The organism is Paenibacillus sp. SSG-1 (genome assembly GCF_002224835.1).
Lineage (GTDB): Bacteria > Bacillota > Bacilli > Paenibacillales > Paenibacillaceae > Paenibacillus_AQ > Paenibacillus_AQ favisporus.
In genome coordinates, this window is the sequence record NZ_MBRK01000001.1 from 6,235,248 (window position 1) to 6,257,716 (window position 22,469).

Consider the following 22,469-nt stretch of genomic DNA (forward strand, 5'->3'; position numbering starts at 1 on the left):
CCCCGCCTGACAGCAAAAAACAGCCCGCCCTCCCCAAGGAGAAACGGACTGCTTTGTGCAGAAAATGGCCTCAGCTCCGCATTATTCGCAGCCGCAGGGCCCATTCTATAATTGTTTATTATTGGTTTTCAAGCTCTTCTTTGCCCACCAAGTTGACTAAAGCGGTTACAGCCTGTTCTGCGTCCGCACCTTCAGCACTGATGTTTACTTCCGTACCCGAGCTAATGGCAAGGCTCATAATTCCCATGATACTCTTGGCATTCACCTTTTTATCATCTTTTTCCACGAAAATTTCAGACGAGTACTTATTCGCTTCTTGGACGAACAATGCTGCCGGTCTGGCATGGAGACCCGTTTTCAAACGGACAACTACCGGGTGCTTTGTCATGGAAACTTACCCCCTATTAGATCAATCTGTATAGCTCACACACAACACATTTTATAACATTATACCATTATACCATGAAGGAAACTAGAAGAAAAAAGGCTCAGCCGCCACGAATCTTCTCGGCCATTTCGTCAATCTTGCGCAGCCGGTGGTTCACGCCGGATTTGCTGACGGTGCCCTTCAGCAGTTCACCGACTTCCTTCAGGTTCATATCGGGATGGGCCAATCTCACTTCGGCCACTTCCCGAAGTTTGTCCGGCAGATTATCAAGGCCCACTTCCTTCTGGAGCAGTTTGATGTTATCGATTTGCCGGACGGCGGCCCCGATTGTCTTGTTCAAATTCGCGGTTTCACAGTTCACGATCCGGTTAACCGAATTCCGCATATCCCGCATGATCCGCACGTCCTCGAATTTGAACAAGGCCTGATGGGCCCCAATCAGGCTTAAAAATTCAATGATTTTCTCGCCTTCCTTAATATACAGTATGAACCCCTTCTTGCGCTCTATACAACGGGCGTTCAGATGAAATTCATTGGCGAGGTCTACAAGGGCCTGGCAGTGCTCCTCGTACATCGAGGCAATTTCAAGATGGTATGACGACCCTTCCGGATTGTTCACGGAGCCCCCTGCCATAAAGGCACCACGCAAATACGCCCCTTTGCAGCATGGTTTGCGGACCAGATCCGGATGGATATCCGAGGTGAACAGGAAGCCCTCGGAGACAATCTTCAACTCCTTCAGTATTTCCTGAACCTGTGCAGGAATACGTACGATGTACACATTATTTTTCTTCAAACGCATTTTTTTACGCACAAGAAGCTCGGTATGCGCTTGGAAATGCTTTTTGATCAATGTGTAAATGCGTCTTGCGATGGCTGCGTTCTCTGTCGATATATCCAGAATCACCTTTTTATTGGAAAGCTGGACGGCCCCGTTCATCCGGATCAGTGCCGACAATTCAGCCTTTTCGCAGCAGGGTTCTGCTTCGATCATGGTCAGTTCTTTTTTAGTCAGCGCCGCAAACGACACGGGACTCACCTCTTTCGTTTAATCCAATTTTGAACCAGCTGGTAAATATGCCGGCTCAGCTTGTCGGCGTCATGGCGTAGATAGGTCCGGAACAGGACCAGCGTATCGGCGATAACCTTATAGCCAAGACTGGTGACCTCGTCGTAATCGAGCTCCACCGGCTTCGCGCCCTTCTCGGCATATTTGTCCTGCACCTGAGGCGGAATTTCACCGCTGTTCACGATGACATAATCGAACAAATGCTTGCCAACATGGTCATATACCGCCTGAAGATGGTCACTTACGGTGTAGCCGTCCGTCTCCCCGGGCTGTGTCATGACGTTGCACACAAAAATCTTGATCGCGTCCGACGACATGACCGCTTCGGCCAGCTTCGGAACGAGCAGATTCGGCAGAATGCTCGTATATAGGCTTCCCGGGCCGATCAGGATGGCATCCGCCTCCCGGATGGCCTCGGTTGCTTCCGGAAGCGGTTCGACATGGGCCGGCTCCAGAAACACCCGCTTGATCCGGCCGCCGGCTTCCGGAATTTTCGACTCACCGGTCACAATGGTGCCGTCCTCCATCTCCGCGTTCAGGATCACGGCTTCGCCTGCCGCCGGAAGCACCCGCCCCCGCACGGCAAAAACGCGGCTGAGCTCGCGCACAGCCGTTACAAAATCGCCGCTGATGTCGGTCATCGCTGCCAAAATCAGGTTCCCCAGGCTGTGCCCGGCCAGGCCTGAGCCGCTGGAGAACCGGTATCTCAGCATTTCCGACAGCAGCGGCTCCACGTCGGCCAGTGCCGTCAGGACGTTCCGAATGTCCCCGGGAGGGGGCATCTGCAGCTCGCTGCGAAGGATGCCCGAACTCCCTCCATCGTCTGCTACGGTGACGACAGCCGTGATGTCTAGCGGCATTTCCTTCAGTCCCCGGAGCATGACCGACAGTCCGGTGCCCCCGCCCATCACGACGATCCGCGGACGGTCACTTCTTTGTTCTGCCACTGTCATCACTTCCACTCTCTTTAATGCCGATCACGTTCGGAATCCCGATGGCTGACGGAGACCGTCTCGGTCTCGCTGGCTCCCAGCATTTTGCCCAGGTACTCGGCGATCGCCACCGAGCGGTGCTTTCCGCCGGTACAGCCGATGCCGATGATCACCTGGCTCTTGCCTTCCTTACGGTATTGGGGAATCAAGAAATGCAGCATATCCAGCAGCTTCGTCAGAAAAGCCTGGGTTTCAGGCCACTTCATGACATAGTCATACACATCGCTGTCCTGACCGGTGTGTGGACGCAGGCTATCCACATAGTGGGGATTCGGAAGAAAGCGGACGTCAAAGATCAGATCGGCATCGATCGGAATACCGTACTTAAATCCGAATGAGGTTACGTTGACCGAAAGGGTGTTGCTTTCCAAGTGGGAAAATCTCGAGATAATTTTGTCCTTCAATTGTCCCGGCTTCATATTGCTCGTGTCGAGCACCACTGTGGCCGAGCTCTTGAGCTCCTCCAGCATTTTGCGCTCCAGCCGGATGCCGTCCAGCGGCATTCCCTCCGGCGCAAGCGGATGCCGCCGGCGGGTCTCCTTGTAACGCTGCACGAGGACCGAATCGGTCGCCTCCAGGAACAGAATTTCGCAATGAATCGTGAAATGGTCCTTAATATAATTCAATGATTCGGATAAGGCCGTAAAGAACTCCCGGCCGCGCAGGTCAATGACCAGCGCCACCTTGGCGATTTTCCCCTTCGATTGTTCAATCAGTTCCGCAAATTTGGGAATGAGCACCGGCGGTAAATTATCCACACAGAAAAATCCCAAATCCTCCAAGCTTCGTACGGCCAAGGATTTACCCGCCCCCGACATGCCTGTAATAATAATCAGGGTGGCCATGGCCGACGCAGTATTATTCTCCTCCAGCATCAGCTTTCCCCTCCCTTATGGAATATGGGCCCGTTAATACTTGGTATACCCAGGTCACCCCTCATTTTAACCCATGGGTGACCTCGCAGGATCTCCTTACGAACGGAGCAGCAAACCGGCCGCACCGACGATACCCGCATCGTTGCCGAGCTCGGCAGGAAGGATCGATACCCCGCGCTGCAGCGGTTCCGGCGTCAGCTTCGCATAAACTTCCCGGACTTCGTTAAACAGGATGTCTCCAGCCTTCGATACGCCGCCGCCGATAATGAATACTTCCGGATTCAGAATCGCCGCAACCGCAGCCATGGACTTGCCCAGGTAGAAGGCGGCGCGGTTCACGATCCGCAGCGCCACTTCGTCGCCTGCTTTGGCTGCATCAAAGACTTCCTTCGCCGCGATGTTCTCAACCATCGACAGGGAAGTGCGGTCCCCGCGCTCAACGGCGTCTTTGGCCATACGGATAATGCCCGTTGCGGAAGAGACGGTCTCCAGGCAGCCCATTTTGCCGCATCCGCATTGAATGGCTTCCAGATCCGGCACGACAGAGATATGTCCCAGCTCACCGGCAAGTCCGGAGAAGCCTTGATAGATTCGGCCGTTAATGATGATGCCGCCGCCAACGCCGGTTCCGAGCGTATAGCATACGCAGTTGTCGATGCCGCGTCCGGCGCCGCTCCAAGCCTCGCCCAGGGCCGCCACGTTCGCGTCATTATCTATTTTGATCGGCTTGCCAATCTTCTGCTCCAGAATGGAACGAATCGGTACATCCCGGAAACCTACGTTCGGCGCGAGGATGATGATCCCTTCACGGACGTTCGTAAATCCGGCAACCCCGGCCCCAACGCCCGCCAGCTGATCCCAGCTGTAAGGGGACTGCTCCACGATATGGCGCACATATTTCTCAATATTGTTGATAACCGTATCGACGCCTTTATCTGTTTCCGTGGGACCTTCATACGTTTGAATCAGCTGTCCCGCTTGATTGCAGATGCCCACTTTAATGGTCGTTCCGCCCAAGTCGACACCGACGTAGATTTGCTCAGACATGTTACAAGCCACCTTTTTCCCTCAATAATAGTTTGCTCCTACTGTACCAACTATAATTGAAGCCCTCTCTCCGGTCAAGAGAAGCGGGCCTTACCCGAAAGTGGGTCCAGCGCTTCTGTCAGAAGGCTTGACGGACCTACCCCCTATATGAAAACCCTGCCAAAAAACATGACAATTGTCACCTCCATTCCATGACAGAGTCCACTAACGAAGGGATGCCCCCTCGTCTATGATAACGATAGATCAATCAAATACGGATTCACCTGATCAATAGGAGGAAATGACAAAATGGAACATATTGCCGAACTGCAGCATGTCACGAAACGTTTTGGAAGCAAGGCCGCGGTCGATGACGTTTCATTCACGATTGATAAAGGATCCATCGTGGCCGTCCTGGGGCCCAACGGCGCCGGGAAAACGACGACGATCTCGATGATGCTGGGGCTTCTCGAGCCGACGAGCGGCTCTGTCCGGCTGTTTGGGCAAACCCCGAAGCAGCTGCAGGTCAAGCAGCGCATCGGGGCGATGCTCCAGGATGTCAGCGTGATCGACGGCCTGAAGGTGCGCGAGGTGCTGGCCCTGATCCGCAGCTATTACCCCCGGCCGATGAGGCTGGAGGAGCTGGCTGCCCTGGCCGGGTTCACCGAGGAGGACCTGGGCAAACGGGCGGAGAAGCTGTCCGGCGGCCAGAAACGGAGGCTCGGGTTCGCGCTCGCGCTGGCGGGCAATCCCGATCTGCTGTTCTTCGACGAGCCGACCGTCGGCCTGGATACACCCGCGCGCCGCTCCTTTTGGGAACAGGTCCGAGCGCTCTCGGACCGGGGCAAGACCATCCTCTTCTCCACGCACTACCTGCAGGAGGCCGAGGACGCCGCGGACCGCGTGATCCTGTTCAATCGCGGCAAAATTGCCGCCGACGGCACGCCGCAGGCGATCACGGCCCAGCTGACGAGCCGCTCCGTGACCTTCACGACCGATACAAGGTCGCTCGAAGGCCACGCTCTGATGAGTGCCGATACCGAACAGCACATCCGCGAGCGCCTGCTCCCGGTTCCCGGTGTCCATAACTGCACCTGCCAGGAAGGACGCTGGACCGTCACGGCGGACAATACCGATACGGTGCTGGCCGCGATTTTCCGATACCAACTTCCGGTCCACGATATCCGGACCCAGCAGGGCCGGCTTGATGACGCTTTTGAAATCATGATTCATAATGACGACACACAGGGGGCTGTTTCCTAATGCACATGTTATTCATGCAGTGCCGGGCCGAAATGCTGCGGATTATCCGCAATCCGTACTACGTCTTTTGGTCTTTGCTGATGCCGATCGTGTTCTACTTCATTTTTACCCGCCTCGTGAATGCCGGCATTGAAGGCGCCTCCGAATGGCAGGCACGTTACCTGATGTCGATGACTTCCTTCAGCGTGATGGGTTCAGCGATCATGACGCTGGGCATCCGCATGGTCCAGGAGCGCACGCACGGGTGGTCGGTCTTTATGCGGATTACCCCGCTGCCCTCCAGCATTTATTTCTTTGGAAAAATGTTTGGCCAGATGGTTATGCATATGTTCTCCATTGTTGTTATTTTTGCTGCAGGCTTTCTTATGAACGGCGTCCATTTGTCAGCCGGCCAGTGGGTCGGCAGCGGCCTGTGGATATGGCTCCCCCCCATCCCCTTCCTGGCCCTGGGCACCCTGGTCGGGACGATGAAAAGGGTCGACACTGCCAGCGGTGTCAGCAACATGGTGTATATGATTCTGGCGATCGTGGGCGGCATGTGGTTTCCGATCGACAGCTTCCCGGCCATCCTGCAGAGCATCGGCAAGTGGCTTCCTTCCTATAACTTCGGAAGCGGAGCCTGGGATATAGCCGCGGGTCATTCCCCCAGCTGGCAGCCGGTATTGATTTTGCTGGGATATCTCATCTTGTTTATGGTATTATCCACCTATATACGAAAGAAACAGGAAGCGGTGTAATGCCATTGGCACGTCGAAAAACAGAAATTTTCCCAAAAGCACTCGGGTTTTCCCCCTATGTATGGCTCGTGTATATGGTCATTCCGCTGTTTAATATGGCCTATGAGCGCGGCATCAAAATGGTGCTTGGCTACGCCATGATTGCGATCTTTATCGTGTCGTATCGTCAGCTCTTTTTCTCCGAAAGGTTAACAGCCTTCTGGCTTGCCGTTCAGATGATTATTATTGTGACGTTGTCTTTGCTCTACCTCCCTTTTTATTCGTTTATGGGCTTTTTTACCGCCAACTTTATCGGCAATTATCAGGATGACCGGAAATTCAGGATCGCCTTCGCCGCCTTCGTGGCGTCCATCCTGCTCCCGATCCTGGGGAACATTCGCCATCTGACCGTATCGGACTACTTAACGCTCGTTCCCTTTATTATGATTATGTTGATGACCCCCTTCGGCATGCGTTCCATGAATCTGCGAAAGCAGTTGGAGCTGCAGCTGAACGAAGCCCGGGAGCAGATTGAAATTTTGGTCAAAAAGGAGGAGCGGCTGCGTATTGCCCGTGACCTTCATGATACGCTGGGACATACGCTGTCCCTGCTCACCTTAAAAAGCCAGCTGGTCCAGCGGCTGACGGACAAGGATCCGGAGAAGGCACGGCTGGAAGCTCGTGAAATGGAAGAGACCTCCCGGGCGGCTTTAAGACAGGTGCGTGAGCTGGTTTCCGATATGAGGACCTTGACGGTGGCGGAAGAGATCGAAGAAGTGCGCTCGATTTTGCACAGCGCTGACATCACCTTGGAATCCGAGGGGGATACGCGACTGACCGGAATTCCCGATCTGACGCAAAACATCCTCAGCATGTGCCTGAAGGAAGCAGTGACCAATATCATCAAGCACAGCCGGGCCACGGCATGCGCCATTACTATTCGGAAGGGAACTTCCGACGTCCGGATGGTCATTCGGGACAACGGCGTCGGTCTGGAGGACAGCGGGCGGTCTACAAGCCAGGGCAATGGGCTGAAAGGCATGTCCGAGCGGCTGGCGCTGATCGACGGAACGCTGAAGCTGGCCTCTTCCGGCGGGACCGAGCTCATCATTACCGTACCGATTATTATTAAAGGGAAGGAGAGTGTTACGGCATGATCCGTATTCTGATCGCTGAAGACCAGCGTCTGCTGCGAGGCGCTCTCGCTTCGCTGCTCGATATGGAGGAGGATATGGAAGTGGTGGGCCAAGCCGGCGACGGCCAGGAAGCCTTGGACCAGATCCTGTCATTACAGCCGGACGTCTGCCTATTGGACATTGAAATGCCCGTTATTACCGGGCTTGAGGTCGCCGAGAGGCTCAAGGCGCAGATGGCGGCTTGTAAAATCATCATATTAACGACGTTTGCCCGGCCGGGATATTTTGAACGGGCCGTGAAAGCAGGCGCCTGCGGATATTTGCTGAAGGATGAGCCGAGCGAGAAGCTGGCCGAAGCCATCCGGCGGGTCATGGCCGGCCACCGCGAGGTCTCACCCGAGCTCGTCTTTGGCTCGTTCCGCCAGGAAAACCCGCTCACCGCGCGGGAGCGCGACATTTTACGGCTGATTGCGGAAGGCAGGACAGCGAACGAAATTGCGGCAACCCTGCACCTGTCGCACGGCACCGTTCGGAACTACATTTCCGAAACGCTGAACAAATTGTCGGCCAAGAACCGGATCGAAGCGATCGGGATCGCCGAACAGAAGGGTTGGCTCTAGGAAGGACTGAAAGGCCTCATTATTTATAAAAGGACGAACGGGGACCGGCTCATGCAGCCGGTCTTTTTGCCGTAGGTGTAAGCTTGAGTTCTTCTTTTCGGAACCGAGTGATTTGCGCCCGCGTCACCTTCCTCCAGCTTCAAGCCGGATAATAGATGACCATGCTTAATCTCGTCAGCGAGCCGCCGGAATTATGGTACGTATGCGGCCGGTCGGCCTTGAACCGGATCGAGTCGCCACTCCCGATAGTATGCTCGCTGTTGTTCACGCGGATGGTCAGTTCCCCCTCGTACACCGTAATGTACTCCTCCGTTCCCTCACCATGCGATTCCGAAGCGAGAAATCCCCCTTTATCGATCTCAACCGCATACATCTCGAAACGCCGCTCTTCATCAAACGGGAAATAAGGATAGACCCGGTATTTGCCGTTGTCTTCAGATAGCTGCTGGACCTCGCTTTTCTGAATCACTTTGGTGTCGGGCTGGGGCTGGTTAATCAGCGACGTGAACGAAATTTTGAGACCGTTGGCGATTTTCCAAATGGTTGTGATTGTCGGGCTCGATTCGCCCCTCTCGATTTGGCCGATCATCGTCTTGCTGACCCCGGTGAGCTCGGCTACTTTTTCCAGACTGAGCTTTTTATTGTCACGGATGCTCTTCAAATTCCGCGCGATAATCAGATTGATTTCTTCCATGGGCACACCTCTTTCAATCGATTATGTACAATATAACGATCACAATGTACAATATGAAGTATAAATACGTTATAGCGTAATTTTCGGACATTATAACATACAAATGGAGGAGACCCAAGATGCCTGTATTTTCGTTTCTTGTCTATATTGTAGTAAGCACCTTTACCCCAGGCCCCAACAACTTTATGGCGATGCTGTTTGCTCACCGGTACGGTTTTCGACGAACGATCCGATTTTGTCTGGGCGTTGGCGCCGGCTTTTTTGTCGTTGCACTGCTGTGCAGTTACTGCAATCTGCTGCTCAAAAATCTCATTCCCGGCATCCGGTGGTGGATGACGATTCTTGGAGCGGCCTACATGCTGTATCTCGCCGTTAAAATCATGTTCCACCGCAAAAAGGCCGCGAGCAGCCGGGAGGACAAAAACAACCGCTTTCTGACGGCGGCGCTGCTTCAGTTTATCAATCCCAAAGGCATTTTGTACGCCATAACGGCCGTATCCACCTTTATTCTCCCGTACCATTCTTCCCATCTGGCCTTGATCGGCTTCTCTTTGTTTCTGGCACTCTTGAGCGTGATAAGCACCTTCTGTTGGAGCATGTTCGGCTCCATATTTCAGCGATGGCTGTCAGCATACCAGACCCCGTTTAACGTCGCGATGGGCCTGCTTCTCGCATACAGCGCCGTTTCCATCCTGGTCGAGTAAATGTGGAGCCCGGCGCAACGCCTGCCTGCATAGCATCCACAGAAATTAGCACGCATACAGGAGGAAACCTCTCCTCGGCAGGATCAGGTAGCGGCCCGTTCCCCCATTCTTATGTAAAAAGGAGCCGTCCCCGGCTCCTTTTCTATGTTCGTATGGATCCGCTTTACAGCGTTTCGCTCCAGTCATGCACCATGCTGCCTTCCAGGAACTTCTCGCAGTCCATGGCGGCCATGCATCCGGTACCGGCAGCGGAAATCGCTTGGCGGTAACGCACGTCCTGCACATCGCCGCAGGCGAATACGCCTGGAATGTTCGTTTCGGTCGTTCCCGGCTTCACCTGAATGTAGCCAATTTCGTCGGTCGTAATCTGACCGTCGAGGAACTTAGTGTTCGGCGTATGGCCGATCGCCACGAAGACGCCGTCTGCTTCGATCAGCTCTTCTTCGTTCGTTTCATTGTTGCGGACCTTCAGTCCCTTCACGCCATGCTCACCGGCCACAATTTCAAGCGGCGTACGGTTAAGCGACCAGATGATCTTTTCGTTCTCGCGGGCGCGGTCCTGCATAATTTTGGACGCTCTCAGCTCTTCTCTCCGGTGAACCAGCGTAACGCTGGAACCGAAACGGGTCAGGAAGCTGGCTTCCTCCATCGCGGAGTCCCCGCCGCCGATCACGACGATCTTTTTGCCGCGGAAGAAAAATCCGTCGCAGGTCGCACATGTGCTGACTCCGCGTCCGACGTTTTCCTGCTCGCCCGGAATGCCCAGGTATTTGGCCGAGGCGCCTGTGGAAATAATTACGGATTCCGCCTCAATCTCTCCCATGCCTTCCACGGATAGCTTGAACGGGCGTTTGGAGAAATCGACTTTGTTGACCCAGCCGGTTTTAAACTCAGCGCCGAAGCGTTCCGCCTGCTTGCGCATGTTGTCCATGAGCTCAGGGCCCATAATGCCCTCAGGGAACCCCGGAAAGTTCTCTACCTCAGTCGTGGTGGTCAGCTGTCCGCCGGGCTGCATGCCTTCGATAACCAGCGGCTTCATGTTGGCACGTGCCAGATAAATTGCGGCCGTCAGGCCGGCAGGTCCTGTTCCGATAACGATGGATTTGTACATGAGAATTGCCTCCTTTTCGAACGGAAATGAATGGGTCTATTTAGATATTCTCCGTAAATGGCCGGAAAATATCATCGCTTTCTTCATCCAGTGAACATACGCTGTCGATCCGCTTGACGTTGCGGCTTACCGTGGAGACCGAAACGCCATAGCGCTGGGCCACCTCCTGGTAAGTCAGGGCGCGTCCGTGCTTCTTGGCCGTCAAGTATTCCAGAGCCGCCGACCAGCCCTCCGCCTGCCTGATGAGTGGTGTCTCGGGATACAGCTTATTGATAAACTGGTGCCATAGTTGCTGCACATGGTTTTTCTGTGCGCGGTCGGCCACCGTCTCCATGCTCTTCAGAGCCTTGTCGACGACGGACTGCAGCGTCCCGTTCCACTTGGGCAGACCCGCAGCCACTTCACGGTATACCGCTGCCCCGACGGCCGTACCAGGAAGTTCGGAGCTCTCAACCCCGAGATCCCGAAGCACCCGACGCGCTTCAGCTTTGAGCTCGCTCAGCACGTCCGGGTCTTCGAGGAAGGTCATCAGCGTCTCCTTGACTTCGTCATCGGCAATCCAGGCCAAGGCCCGGATGACCTGCAGCTTGGTACCAGAATCTCCGTACCGGAGCGCCCAGGAGAAGGAAGACCGGATCAGCGGGTTGTTCTTGATCTCCTCGGACATGCCTTCCCCGTCCTTCTCCCACCGCTTCAGCTGCTCTTCAAAGGGCAGATGATATTGATAGCTGAGCTTGACGCTTCCGCCAAAGCCCTCCTTCAGCTGGTCCAGATAAAACCGGGGAATTCCCGATTCCGGGTCCAGCTTCATGGCCGTGCTCCAGTAACGGGCCGCCTCCTTGCTTCTGCCGCTATTATAAGCGGCGACCGCTGTGTAATGGTAGAGGCTCGGATCATCGTTGAGCTCGTCATCCTTCAACAGCCGGCGGAAATGACCGTAGGCCGCTTCATGCCGGCCCAGAATACCCATCGTCGTCGCAAGCTTGAATACATGTTCCTGATGAAAGGGAACCGTAACCTCCAGCATCTTCATCATGCCATCTAAAGCTTCAGTATCCCCTTCATGCTGGTAAAAAACCGCCAGGTTGCACAGTCCGTGCAAATTTCCCGGCTCCAGGGACAGTACTTCGCCGATGGTCTCCTTGGCTTTGCGGAACAAGCCCATGTAATAATAAGCAAGGGACAGGTTGTTGCGCGCCGCAAGAAAGTCGGGGTCTTCCTTCACGATGCCTTCCAGCAGCTCGGCCGCCTGGGCAAACTTGCCTTCTTCCATCAGGGACCGCGCGCGCTCGTGCTCCACGATGCCCCCGCGGCTCTTGATCCGGCTCAGCTTGGTCGGCCGCTTCAGCTCATACTGAAGCAGCTCCATCATTTCTTCCGCTTCGTCCAAAAATTGCCCGGCCGGGTCCTCCTCCAAATACGTGACCAGTGCGCGTTCCGCTTCCTCAAAGTTCTCCATGTTGGCGTAATTGTTGGCCATATAGAAGTAACACTCTGTCATGGTCGCATCCACATGCTCCAAAATGTGCGCAAGAACGGCGTTTGATCCTTCATAATCGCCCATCTCTGATAATATACCCGCCATATTGCAATGATTCACCGGATTTTCCGGTTCATATTCAACAGCTTTGCGAAAATATTTTAATGCCTTATCGTATCGGTGCCGGTCCAGAGACCGAACCGCTCGTTCAAAAAAGAAATTGGCATCCATTTGAATGGGTATTACTTTTTGGTGTAGGTCCTCCGCCCGCAGATGATAATCGTTCATTCCTAAGCAAGGCACCTCCTTGATTGCTGGATAGAACGAACTGAAGCCACCGCTTCGCCCCTCTGGAATCAGAGAGTACATACGCCGAACTTTAAGTTCAATCTATCCAGAACAGTATACCATAAGATGCAAGGGGCATCTAAGCCATAATCTACTATAACTAAAAACACCCATCGACGTAATTCTCAGGAGCCAGACCACGTTTAGCGGTAGTTTTTCTTGCGATATAAGGGGGCCAGCATCTTTGAAGCTTATACTTTCTTATATCTAAAGAAAAACCGCCCATCGTCGTAATTACTTAGGAGCCAGACCGTGTTTAGCGGTAGTTTTTTTTACGATATAAGGAAGCCAGCATCTCTGATGATTAAACTTTCTTATATCTAAAAAAAATGTACATCGGTGCACTTTCTAAGAAGCCAGACCGCGTTTAGCGGAAATTTTTCTTGCGATATAAGGAGGCCCGTTTCTTCGTAGCTAATCCATTCTTATATCTAAAGAAAAGTGTACGTTGACGTAAATTCATTGAAGACAGACCGCGTCCATCTCCCGCGCAAGCGCAAAAAGACCCCGGGGCAGCTATACCCCGGCGTCCTTGAATAAAGTGGCGATCGACCCGCCCTCGATAATAATCCGTGTAGCCCGCGCCAGCATCGGCGCAATCGTCAAGATGTGCAGCTTCTCTGGCCGCGCTTCCGGGATGGCGATCGAATCCGTCACCACGATCTCCCGGATATGGGGATGATCGAGCCGCTGCAGCGCGTCGCCCGAGAACAGGCCGTGCGTGGCGCATACAATCGCCTCGGACGCCCCGCGCTCCTTCAGGCCCTCGACCACATTGACGATCGTCGATCCCGTATCGATCAAGTCCTCGATGATGATCGGCGTCCGTCCCTTCACATCGCCGATGACATGCGTAATGACGGACTCGTTATGCGCAGGTCTCTTCTTAATCATGATCGCAAACGGAGAATCGAGGTGATTCGCCAGCTTCTCCGCGGTGGACGCCCTTCCGGCGTCCGGCGACACGATGACCGGCCGGTCGATTTGAAGCGATTTCAAATGAGCGCTGATGAGGTCCAGCGCCGTGAGATGGTCGACGGGAATATTAAAAAAGCCCTGAATAGCAGGTGCATGCAAATCAACAGTAATGACCCGGTTCGCCCCGGCCGTCGTCAGCACGTCCGCCACCATTTTGGCCGTAATCGGTTCACGCGGTGCGGACTTGCGTTCCTGGCGGGCATACCCGTAATAAGGAACGATAATGTTCACCGTACGGGCCGAAGCCCGCTTGGCCGCGTCAATCATGACCAGCAGCTCGACGAACAGTTCATTAATGGGGTGAGACAGGGACTGAACGAGGAAGACGTCGCAGTTGCGGATGCTTTCCTCATAGTTCACATAGATTTCCCCGCTTTTGAAACGGGAAAGCTTAACGCTGCCCAGCTCCGCACCCAGCATATCGCAAATTTTTTCAGTTAGAACAGGATTCGATGATCCGGAAAAAATACGCAGCTTATGTTGCATACGACCCTCCTGATAACCCGTCTTCTATACTTAGATTATACATCGGTTCGCTCCCGGAATGAAATCGCGCCGATGAGTCCGGTGGAAAAAATGTTTCCTTCCGTGTCATCGGCGCCACTTCAAACGGCCCTGAGCCCGCAGCAGACCGTGCACTTACAAGCCTGCTTATACCTCCAGCGGAATCCGGCTCCGCTTCCGCCCTTCGAAAACAACGAGTTCGCGGAAACCAACCTCCCAGAGCATGTTCCGGGCGGCTTCCAAATTCTCGCCCAGCTTGAGCGGATCATGAGCGTCTGAGCCCACCGTGAGCGGAATGCCCAACCGGTATGCCTCCTCCAGCATGCGCCGGGATGGGAACATTTCCGCGCAGGGCTTGGACAATCCCGACGCATTCAGCTCCATTGCTACCCCGCTGGCCGCGACAGCGGCAAGGGCGGCGTTTTCCAGCGCTTCTACTTCGCTCGCAGCCTCGGGGCCTGGCTGGTACCCGAACCGCTTGATCACGTCCAGATGGCCCATAATGTCGTAAAAGCCGGTGGCAGCCGCCTTTTTCACCGCATCATAATACGTTTCGTATACCTTCAGGACGTCCTTGCCTTCCCAGCCTTGCACCTGACGGTGGTCCGTAATGTCCCATTCGCCCAAAAAGTGTACCGAGCCAATAATGTAATCCCAAGGGTATGCGTTTACGATCTTCTCAATTTCCGCCTCATAGCCCTCGATATAGTCGCCCTCCAGGCCGACCCGAATGTCGATTTGGCCGCGGTAGCGCTCCTTCAACGACAGGCACTCCTCCACATATCGCGGAAGCTCCTCCATCGGCATCGCCATCTCCGGGTAATACGAAGCCGGGTCCACATGAAGCAGCGGCATATGGTCGGACAAACCGATCTGTCCCAGCCCGATGTCAACCGCGCGGCGCACATATTCCTCAAGCTCGCCTACGGCGTGGCCGCACCGGACATGGTGGGTATGGTAATCGATGTACATAGCGGTTTCCCCCTAATCCCGGCGGGGACGCTCGTGGCGGCGGTCCAGCTCGGCCATGATATCATCCAGGGGCAGCTTGCGTTCCTGCAGCAGCACCAGAAGGTGATAGATCAGGTCGCTGACCTCAAGGCGCAGCTCGTCATTGTCCTTGTTTTTGGCCGCGATGATCGTCTCTGCGGTTTCCTCGCCGACCTTTTTCAGAATTTTATCGACGCCTTTGTCAAAAAGATAGGTCGTATACGCGCCTTCCGGACGCTCTTTCTCGCGTTCCGCGATCACCTGCTCGAGCTCCTCCAGCACCGCAAAGCGGTGTCTTCCTTCGCCTGCCGCATCGACGCCATCAGCGGATTGATCCTGTCCCGGAACGGCAATGCCGCGGTAAAAGCACGTTTCCTCGCCGGTATGGCATGCCGGACCCTTCGGATGGACCAGGAACAGCAGCGTATCCCCGTCGCAGTCATAGCTGGCGGACACAATGCGCTGAGTGTTGCCCGATGTCGCTCCCTTGTTCCACAGCTCCTGCCGCGAGCGGCTCCAGAACCAGGTCTCCCCGGTTTCGATCGACCGCTTGAGCGATTCTTCGTTCATATAAGCCATCATCAGCACATTACGCGTCGTGGCGTCCTGAATAATAGCGGGTACGAGGCCGGCCTCGTCATAACGGATTTGCCCCTGCACCTGCTCCAGGGAGAATTGCTGTATGTTGCTGCTCATCGGATTTCAACCCCTTTTTGCTTTAAGTCCTGCTTTAATTCCGGTATCGATATTTCCTTGTAGTGAAAAATGGTAGCTGCCAAGCCCGCATCCGCCTTCCCCTGCGTGAAGACTTCGGCAAAATGCTCCTTCGTCCCCGCTCCGCCTGAAGCGATCACCGGAATCCGGACAGCGTCCGCGACCGCCGCGGTGAGAGGAAGGTCAAAGCCGTCCTTCGTGCCGTCAGCGTCCATGCTCGTCAGCAAAATCTCTCCCGCTCCGAGGGCTTCCGCTTCCTTCACCCAGTTCAGCGCCCGGATGCCCGTGGCTTTCCGTCCGCCGTGCGTGTAGACCTCCCACTCGCCCCAAGCATCGTTATACTTGGCATCGACGGCCACGACGATGCACTGCGAGCCGAACCGGCGCGCCCCTTCCGCTACGAGCTGGGGATTCAGGACGGCCGCCGTGTTGATGCCGATTTTGTCCGCGCCTGCGCGCAGAATCCGCTTCATGTCATCGACATGGGAAATACCGCCGCCTACCGTGAACGGAATCGCGATTTCCCCTGCGGTTTGCCGCACGACCTCCACCATGGTGGCGCGTCCTTCTACCGACGCCGAAATGTCCAGGAATACCAGCTCATCCGCGCCTTCCTTGTCGTACAGCGCCGCGAGTTCCACCGGATCGCCCGCGTCCCGCAAATTTTCAAAATTAACACCCTTCACCACACGGCCGTCCTTAACGTCCAGGCAGGGAATGATTCGTTTTGCCAGCATGGGCCTCGCTCCCTCTCTTTTCGTGCTCACATGGTAGTCTGACTACCGTTTACCCCTTTATATCTGCAAAAGAGAGCTTCCGCTCTCTCTATCCTCACGCTTATGCTTGTTCAGCGATCCGCCGCAGCGCATCCGCAAGCTGAATGCTGCCCGTGTACAACGCCTTTCCGACGATAGCTCCGCCCACGCCGTCGCCGTGGTGTCCGCTGAGGTTCAGCAGGTCCTCGGTGACCGTCACGCCGCCCGAAGCGATCACGGTGCGTCCGCTGGCTTTGGCCAGTGACACGATGGCCTCGATGTTCGGCCCCTGCATCATGCCGTCGCGGGAGATATCGGTGAAGATGAACGTTTCCGCTCCTTTGGCCGCCAGCTCTTTAGCCAGTTCCTCTGCCTTAACCTCCGATGTCTCCAGCCAGCCGCGGGTCGCTACGTAACCGTTCCGCGCATCGATTCCGATTGCCACGCGGTCTCCATAAGTGCCGAGTACCGCCTCAGTAAAGGCGCGGTCCTCGATCGCCGCCGTGCCGATAATGACCCGGCTCACGCCAAGGCCAAGCAGGCGCTTCACGTCATCCAGGGTGCGCAGTCCGCCCCCGACTTGAACGGGGACTTGAACGCCTTTGGCAATGGCTCCAATGACCTCGTCGTTCACCGGGCGTCCTGCCTTGGCGCCGTCCAGATCCACCAAATGAATATAGGCACCGCCCTGTGCTTCCCAAGCCTTGGCGGCCTCGAGCGGGCTGTCGTTATATACCGTTTCCTGATTGTAATCCCCTTGAACCAGCCGTACGCACTTGCCTCCGCGAATATCGATGGCCGGATAAATGATAAATGAAGACATCGGTTCTCCCCGCTTTCCTGTTATTCCACGCCGGTCAAGAAGGCGTTAGACCTTCGCTCCCGTCAGCCGCAAAAAGCTGCGCAGCAGCTGCACGCCCAGCTCACCGCTTTTCTCCGGATGAAACTGCATGCCATACACCGACCCCCGGCCCACGATCGCGGTCACCGGACGGCCGTAATCCGTTACCGCCAGCAAATCGGCGGGTTCGTCCGGCAGCACATGGTACGAGTGGACGAAGTATACATGGCCCTCCGTAAGGCCGCTGAAGAGCGGACTTTCCTTTTGCACAAAGTCCAGCCGGTTCCAGCCCATGTGCGGCACCTTCAGCTCCCCGTCCGGGAAGCGAACCACCCGACCCGGCAAGATGTTGAGCCCTTCGTGATGGCCATGCTCCTCGCTGCTGCCAAACAGCAGCTGCATGCCGAGGCAGATGCCGAGCAGCGGCTTGCCGCCCTCAGCGACCTCCCGAACTACCCGGTCAAGCCCGGTTTCGCGCAGGTGCTCCATCGCGTCGCCAAACGCGCCAACGCCGGGCAGGATGACGCCGTCAGCCCCAAGAATGGCTTCGCGATCGCCCGTCACAAGTGCCTCGGTGCCAAGACGTTCGACGGCCTTGCTGACGCTGTGCAGGTTGCCCATGCCGTAATCCACAATGGCGATCGTCACGGTTACAGCACTCCCTTCGTTGATGGAACCCCCGTAACCCGTGGATCGATGCTGGTCGCCTCATCCAGCGCACGCCCCAGCGCCTTGAACACCGCTTCGATCATATGGTGCGTGTTCTGGCCGTAATGAACGATGACATGCAGCGTGATGCGTGCCTCCAGCGCCAGCTTCCACAGAAACTCATGCACCATTTCGGTGGAGAAGCTTCCGACTTGGCTGGAAGGATACTCCGCCCGGTATTCAAAATGGGGACGATTGCTCACGTCGATCACGACCTGAGCTAGCGCCTCATCCATTGGAATAAACACGTTCGCGTAGCGCTTGATGCCCTTTTTATCGCCGAGGGCTTCCCTTAAAGTCTGGCCGAGGCAGATGCCGATGTCCTCCACCGTATGGTGGTCGTCAATTTCGATATCGCCTTTGGCCTTCACTTTCAAATCAAACTGGCCGTGCTTCGTAAACAGGTCCAGCATATGGTTCAGAAAAGGCACATCCGTTTCCAGTTCGGATACCCCGGTGCCATCTACGCCAAACGTCAGCTGAATGTCGGTCTCGTTCGTTTTGCGGCTGATGCTTGCACGGCGTTCGCTGCTTTGATTAGTCATGCTCTAGCCTCTCCCTTCGATTTCGCGTTTCAGCCGGACCTCAATGGCCCGGGCATGCGCTTCCAGCCCCTCGCCGCGCGCCAGCTCCATAATCGCTTCGCCGTTTTTCAGGAGCGCTTCCTTGCTGTAGTAGATCATGCTGGACTTTTTAATAAAATCATCGACATCGACCGGCGAAGAAAACCGGGCCGTGCCGTTTGTCGGAATGATGTGGTTGGGCCCGGCAAAATAGTCCCCTACCGGCTCGGAGCTGTATGCTCCGAGAAAAATTGCCCCGGCATTCTCGATCAGCCCGACAATCGCCATCGGATCCTGGACCATCAGCTCCAGGTGCTCCGGCGCCAGCCGGTTGACGACCGATATGCCTTCCTTCAGCGACTCCACCACGATGATGGCTCCGTAGCCCTCCACCGAAGCCGCCGCGATATCCCGGCGGGGCAGGCTCTCCAGCTGCCGCTTCACCTCGGCAGCGACCGCGCCCGCCAGCTGCCGCGAAGGCGTCACCAGAATCGCGGACGCCATCTCGTCATGCTCGGCCTGGGACAACAGGTCGGCCGCCACGAATTCGGGGTCGGCCTGCTCGTCGGCCAGCACGACGATTTCGCTCGGCCCGGCGATGCTGTCGATGTCGACCGCACCGTACACTTCCCTCTTGGCCAGCGCGACATAAATATTGCCCGGCCCGCAGATCTTATCCACCGGCGCGATCGTCTCCGTGCCGTACGCCAGTGCCGCGATGGCCTGGGCGCCGCCAACCCGGTAAATTTCATGGACGCCGGCTTCCGCCGCCGCCACCAGAATATACGGGTTGATGCCCTCTTTTCCGCCCGTCGCCGGCGGTGTCACCATGACGATCTCCGGAACGCCGGCCACCTGGGCCGGAATGACATTCATCAGCACGGACGACGGATAGGCCGCTTTCCCGCCCGGCACATAGACGCCGACCCGCTTCAGCGGACGGATGATTTGCCCCAAGATGCTGCCGTCAGGCTGCAGATCCATCCAGGAGTTTCTTTTCTCTCTCTCGTGGAACGCGCGAATGTTGCGCGCCGCAGCCGAAATCGCTTCGACGAACGATGGCTCAACCTTTGTGTAGGCCGCCTTCAGCTCCTCTTCGGTCACGCGCAGGCCCGATGCCGTCAGCTTCGTGCGGTCGAGCTCTTCCGTGTACCGGAGCAGCGCTGCATCGCCCTCCTGCTTTACGTCCTGCACGATCCGCTTGGCGGCTGCATTTTGCTCCGGCGTGCCGTACTCGACCTCCCGCCGCAGATCAAAATCCTCAACCGGTACGATTTTCATCCCATTCTCCCCCTCTGCTATCTCTTCGCCATCCACTCTGCTTGGCTTTATCCCGAACTATTCCGAAGCGGAAATGACTTTCTGAAGCCGGTCGCAGAGCGACTGGATTTGCCCGTTCTTCATCCGGTAGCTCACCCGGTTGGCTACCAGACGGCTCGTTATTTCAAAGATGCTGTTCATTTCCACCAAACCGTTTTCCCGCAGTGTCTGCCCGGTTTCCACCATATCGACGATCCGGTCGGAAAGCCCGATCAATGGAGCAAGCTCGATGGAGCCGTTCAGCTTGATCACCTCGACCTGCTGCCCCTGCTCGCGGAAATACTGCGACGCCACGTTCGGGTACTTCGTTGCCACGCGCTGCTGAATGCCCGGCTTCCAGTCGGGCAGACCGATCACGGACATCCGGCATCTGGCGATACCTAAGTCCAGCAGCTCGTAGACATCGCGGTTTTCTTCCATCAGTACGTCCTTGCCGACGATACCGATGTCCGCGGCGCCGTATTCCACGAAGGTCGGCACATCCACCGGTTTGGCCAGAATGAATTCCATGTCCAGCTCCGGCAGCGGAATGACCAGTTTGCGCGACTCATCGACCTCTTCCGGGATCGGAAGACCGGCTTCACGGAACAATGCCGACGCTTTTTTATAGATCCGCCCTTTCGGCATCGCCACTTTTAAAGTTTCTGCCAACGTTCTCCCTCCTGCTTCTCATGTTCATCTATCTCAATTCGCTGTTTATGTTTCTCTAAACCTGCCCCAGGTTCCCTTTACCCCAAACTCCCGTCAAAAGTGATGACCTCTCCATAAGCTTGGCTGGTCGCCCCTGGTTGCGCCGCATCCGGGCCGGTATGGTCTCCGTCGATCAACAGCGTAACAACCGATTGTCCCTGCGCACGAAGCCTCGCTGCCTCTGCCAGGCCTTCCTTGCGATGAGCTGCGTCATAACGGACGAGAACTGGCAGCACAGCCGCTTCCTGCACGCCGTTGACGCCATCCAGAATGCGGTTCGTTTTCAGCGCGAATCCCGTCGCCGGAACGTCCCGTCCAAACTGCTTCAGCAGATTGTTGTACCGTCCGCCGCTGCAGACCGGGAAGCCAAGCTCGGAGGCGTAGCCTTCAAACGTCATTCCTGTATAGTAGGAAAAGTCTCCGATCATCGTCAGATCGATAAGCACGTGCTCCGACACGCCATACGCCTCCAGCACCTCCCATACTTTGCACAAATGGCTGATGGATGCTCTTGCGAGCGGATGACCGCTCAGCTCCAGCGCCTGATCGCAAATTTCCTGGCCTCCGCGCAGACGGAGAAGCCCTTCGAGCCAATTCCGCTGTTCATCCGTTACACCCAGCTCGCTGATCGTTTTACGGAAACCGACGAAGTCGCGGCTGAGCAGGCCCTCTTTCAGTGATTGCTGAGCTTCGGTTGATCCCGGGAGGATTTCATCAAACAACCCGTTGAGAAACCCGACGTGGCCCATGGCAATTTTAAAAGAGGACACTCCTGCCGCCTTCAAAGACTCGATGGCCAGCGCCACGACCTCGGCATCCGCTTCGGGTGAATCGTCACCGACCAGCTCTACCCCGGTCTGAAAAAATTCCGCTTCCCGTCCGGCTTCTTCCTCAATGGCCCGGAACACGTTCGCGTGGTAAGACAGCCGGATGGGCAGAGGCTCTTCCTTCAGCAGCGACGAAACCACCCGGGCGATCGGAGCCGTCATATCCGAACGAAGCACCAGTGTGGTGCCCCGGTTATTCAACAATTTAAACAGCTTGCGGTCCGACGTGGAGCTTGCCACGCCTACCGTATCGTAATATTCCATCGTCGGCGTCATGATTTGCCGGTAACCCCAGCGGCTCATGCAGTCAAGCACGTCGCGCTCGATCCGGCGCAGCTTGGAGACCGCATAAGGCACATAATCGCGGACGCCTGAAGGCTTTTCAAAACCTTTCGGCTTGGTCACGTCCCATCACCTCGAACAGTTATATTTCTTCATCACGTTAAAGTGCTACCATACTACCAAAGTAAAGAATAATGGCTATATTAACATGAAAAGGCAGATTCGTCAATTGCCATACGTTTCACTTCCGTGCACTTGCCTCGGCTTGATACAAAAAAAACATTCAAAATCCAAGCTTTTGAATGTTTTCGTATGTGCGGCGCTGCCTTTATTCCTCCGATGCCGGCACGGACGAGGAATGCGCATCCTCCTCCGTTTTCGAATCCGAACGTCTCAGCTCGCGCAGCGGGTTTCCGCCGACAAAGGCACCCGCCGGCACGCTCTTGTGCACGACGGACCCGGCGGCAATGACAGCGCCGTCCCCAATCGTGACTCCCGGCAAAATGGTCGTATTTGCTCCGATCAGCACATTGCTGCCGATCAGGACTTGTCCCAGCCGGTATTCCTTAATCAAATATTCGTGGGCGAGAATCGTCGTGTTGTACCCGATCACCGAATTGTCCCCGATCGTAATGTTCTCCGGAAAAAACACGTCCACCATGACCATCAGGCCAAAGGCAGCATGCTCTCCCACCTTCATCCCCAGCAGGTGACGGTAGATCCAATTCTTTAGCGGAAGAATCGGGCAGTACCGGGCCGCTTGTATACATATGAAATTTTTAACCCCTTTCCAAGGGCTGACCGTTCTATAGATTTGCCACAGCGCGTTCGGGCCTTCGACCGGGTAACGGGTCACGTTTCTGCTCACAATCGCC

Annotated in this window: 24 protein-coding genes; 5 read left to right on the forward strand and 19 right to left on the reverse strand. The window is 55.7% G+C overall.

Features of this window, described 5'->3' with window-relative positions:
• Positions 1 to 118 precede the first annotated feature (118 nt).
• The 5 genes from BCV73_RS28400 to BCV73_RS28420 form a co-directional block, all read right to left on the reverse strand.
• The gene (locus BCV73_RS28400) at positions 119 to 388 is read right to left on the reverse strand and encodes an HPr family phosphocarrier protein (protein ID WP_076173171.1); all 270 of its coding nucleotides are present in this window, start codon (positions 386 to 388) and stop codon (positions 119 to 121) included.
• A 100-nt stretch (positions 389 to 488) separates the two neighbouring features.
• Positions 489 to 1,418, reverse strand: a complete 930-nt coding sequence (gene whiA / locus BCV73_RS28405; protein ID WP_076173172.1) for a DNA-binding protein WhiA — start codon at positions 1,416 to 1,418, stop codon at positions 489 to 491.
• Between the two features lie 5 nt (positions 1,419 to 1,423).
• On the reverse strand, positions 1,424 to 2,410 hold the full coding sequence (locus BCV73_RS28410; RefSeq protein ID WP_076173173.1) for a gluconeogenesis factor YvcK family protein: 987 nt from the start codon (positions 2,408 to 2,410) through the stop codon (positions 1,424 to 1,426).
• Positions 2,411 to 2,424: 14 nt separating this feature from the next.
• Positions 2,425 to 3,324: an RNase adapter RapZ gene (gene rapZ, locus BCV73_RS28415; RefSeq protein WP_076173174.1), complete on the reverse strand. Its 900-nt coding sequence runs from the start codon at positions 3,322 to 3,324 to the stop codon at positions 2,425 to 2,427.
• A gap of 96 nt (positions 3,325 to 3,420) precedes the next feature.
• Positions 3,421 to 4,371 carry an ROK family glucokinase gene (locus BCV73_RS28420; protein WP_076173175.1) on the reverse strand — a complete coding sequence of 317 codons (951 nt, stop codon included), beginning with the start codon at positions 4,369 to 4,371 and terminating at the stop codon, positions 3,421 to 3,423.
• A 288-nt stretch (positions 4,372 to 4,659) separates the two neighbouring features.
• Here BCV73_RS28420 and BCV73_RS28425 point away from each other — a divergent pair, with 288 nt between their 5' ends.
• Genes BCV73_RS28425 through BCV73_RS28440 form a run of 4 tightly spaced genes read left to right on the forward strand, consistent with a single transcriptional unit; the run spans position 4,660 to position 8,085 of the window.
• Positions 4,660 to 5,613 carry an ABC transporter ATP-binding protein gene (locus tag BCV73_RS28425; protein WP_089549405.1) on the forward strand — a complete coding sequence of 318 codons (954 nt, stop codon included), beginning with the start codon at positions 4,660 to 4,662 and terminating at the stop codon, positions 5,611 to 5,613.
• Positions 5,613 to 6,350, forward strand: a complete 738-nt coding sequence (locus BCV73_RS28430) for an ABC transporter permease (RefSeq protein ID WP_089549406.1) — start codon at positions 5,613 to 5,615, stop codon at positions 6,348 to 6,350. Before BCV73_RS28425 ends, BCV73_RS28430 begins: the two co-directional genes overlap by 1 nt.
• On the forward strand, positions 6,350 to 7,486 hold the full coding sequence (locus tag BCV73_RS28435) for a sensor histidine kinase (RefSeq protein WP_179232092.1): 1,137 nt from the start codon (positions 6,350 to 6,352) through the stop codon (positions 7,484 to 7,486). Before BCV73_RS28430 ends, BCV73_RS28435 begins: the two co-directional genes overlap by 1 nt.
• Positions 7,483 to 8,085: a response regulator transcription factor gene (locus BCV73_RS28440; protein WP_076173179.1), complete on the forward strand. Its 603-nt coding sequence runs from the start codon at positions 7,483 to 7,485 to the stop codon at positions 8,083 to 8,085. The genes BCV73_RS28435 and BCV73_RS28440 overlap by 4 nt, the downstream gene beginning before the upstream one ends.
• Positions 8,086 to 8,224: 139 nt before the next feature.
• Here the strand turns inward: BCV73_RS28440 and BCV73_RS28445 are convergent, their stop codons facing one another.
• Positions 8,225 to 8,779 (reverse strand): helix-turn-helix domain-containing protein, encoded by a 555-nt coding sequence (locus BCV73_RS28445; RefSeq protein WP_076173180.1) that lies wholly within the window; start codon positions 8,777 to 8,779, stop codon positions 8,225 to 8,227.
• A gap of 119 nt (positions 8,780 to 8,898) precedes the next feature.
• On the opposite strand from BCV73_RS28445, the gene BCV73_RS28450 reads away from it, so the two are divergent.
• Positions 8,899 to 9,483, forward strand: a complete 585-nt coding sequence (locus tag BCV73_RS28450; protein ID WP_076173181.1) for a LysE family transporter — start codon at positions 8,899 to 8,901, stop codon at positions 9,481 to 9,483.
• A gap of 163 nt (positions 9,484 to 9,646) precedes the next feature.
• Here the strand turns inward: BCV73_RS28450 and trxB are convergent, their stop codons facing one another.
• The 13 genes from trxB to BCV73_RS28515 all read right to left on the reverse strand — a co-directional run bounded on the left by trxB (position 9,647) and on the right by BCV73_RS28515 (position 22,462).
• Positions 9,647 to 10,594, reverse strand: a complete 948-nt coding sequence (gene trxB / locus BCV73_RS28455) for a thioredoxin-disulfide reductase (RefSeq protein WP_076173182.1) — start codon at positions 10,592 to 10,594, stop codon at positions 9,647 to 9,649.
• 40 nt (positions 10,595 to 10,634) lie between these two features.
• A complete protein-coding gene (locus BCV73_RS28460) occupies positions 10,635 to 12,362 on the reverse strand; it encodes a tetratricopeptide repeat protein (RefSeq protein WP_076173183.1) in 1,728 nt (575 codons plus the stop codon).
• Between the two features lie 576 nt (positions 12,363 to 12,938).
• On the reverse strand, positions 12,939 to 13,886 hold the full coding sequence (locus BCV73_RS28465; RefSeq protein WP_076173184.1) for a ribose-phosphate diphosphokinase: 948 nt from the start codon (positions 13,884 to 13,886) through the stop codon (positions 12,939 to 12,941).
• A gap of 165 nt (positions 13,887 to 14,051) precedes the next feature.
• Positions 14,052 to 14,876 (reverse strand): histidinol-phosphatase HisJ, encoded by an 825-nt coding sequence (gene hisJ, locus BCV73_RS28470; RefSeq protein ID WP_089549407.1) that lies wholly within the window; start codon positions 14,874 to 14,876, stop codon positions 14,052 to 14,054.
• Between the two features lie 12 nt (positions 14,877 to 14,888).
• Positions 14,889 to 15,590, reverse strand: a complete 702-nt coding sequence (hisIE, locus tag BCV73_RS28475; RefSeq protein WP_089549408.1) for a bifunctional phosphoribosyl-AMP cyclohydrolase/phosphoribosyl-ATP diphosphatase HisIE — start codon at positions 15,588 to 15,590, stop codon at positions 14,889 to 14,891.
• Positions 15,587 to 16,345, reverse strand: coding sequence for an imidazole glycerol phosphate synthase subunit HisF (gene hisF, locus BCV73_RS28480; protein ID WP_089549409.1), 759 nt, complete (start codon positions 16,343 to 16,345; stop codon positions 15,587 to 15,589). Before hisF ends, hisIE begins: the two co-directional genes overlap by 4 nt.
• Positions 16,346 to 16,445: 100 nt before the next feature.
• Positions 16,446 to 17,186: a 1-(5-phosphoribosyl)-5-[(5-phosphoribosylamino)methylideneamino]imidazole-4-carboxamide isomerase gene (gene hisA, locus BCV73_RS28485; RefSeq protein WP_089549410.1), complete on the reverse strand. Its 741-nt coding sequence runs from the start codon at positions 17,184 to 17,186 to the stop codon at positions 16,446 to 16,448.
• Between the two features lie 45 nt (positions 17,187 to 17,231).
• Entirely contained in the window at positions 17,232 to 17,852 is a 621-nt protein-coding gene (hisH, locus tag BCV73_RS28490) for an imidazole glycerol phosphate synthase subunit HisH (RefSeq protein WP_089549411.1), read from the reverse strand.
• 2 nt (positions 17,853 to 17,854) lie between these two features.
• Positions 17,855 to 18,457 (reverse strand): imidazoleglycerol-phosphate dehydratase HisB, encoded by a 603-nt coding sequence (gene hisB, locus BCV73_RS28495; protein WP_089549412.1) that lies wholly within the window; start codon positions 18,455 to 18,457, stop codon positions 17,855 to 17,857.
• A gap of 3 nt (positions 18,458 to 18,460) precedes the next feature.
• Positions 18,461 to 19,756: a histidinol dehydrogenase gene (gene hisD, locus BCV73_RS28500; RefSeq protein WP_089549413.1), complete on the reverse strand. Its 1,296-nt coding sequence runs from the start codon at positions 19,754 to 19,756 to the stop codon at positions 18,461 to 18,463.
• A gap of 57 nt (positions 19,757 to 19,813) precedes the next feature.
• Complete coding sequence (gene hisG, locus BCV73_RS28505; RefSeq protein ID WP_076173192.1) at positions 19,814 to 20,446, reverse strand: ATP phosphoribosyltransferase; 633 nt, start codon at positions 20,444 to 20,446, stop codon at positions 19,814 to 19,816.
• Between the two features lie 77 nt (positions 20,447 to 20,523).
• On the reverse strand, positions 20,524 to 21,717 hold the full coding sequence (locus BCV73_RS28510; RefSeq protein WP_089549414.1) for an ATP phosphoribosyltransferase regulatory subunit: 1,194 nt from the start codon (positions 21,715 to 21,717) through the stop codon (positions 20,524 to 20,526).
• A 205-nt stretch (positions 21,718 to 21,922) separates the two neighbouring features.
• On the reverse strand, positions 21,923 to 22,462 hold the full coding sequence (locus BCV73_RS28515; protein ID WP_089549415.1) for an acyltransferase: 540 nt from the start codon (positions 22,460 to 22,462) through the stop codon (positions 21,923 to 21,925).
• Positions 22,463 to 22,469 lie beyond the last annotated feature (7 nt).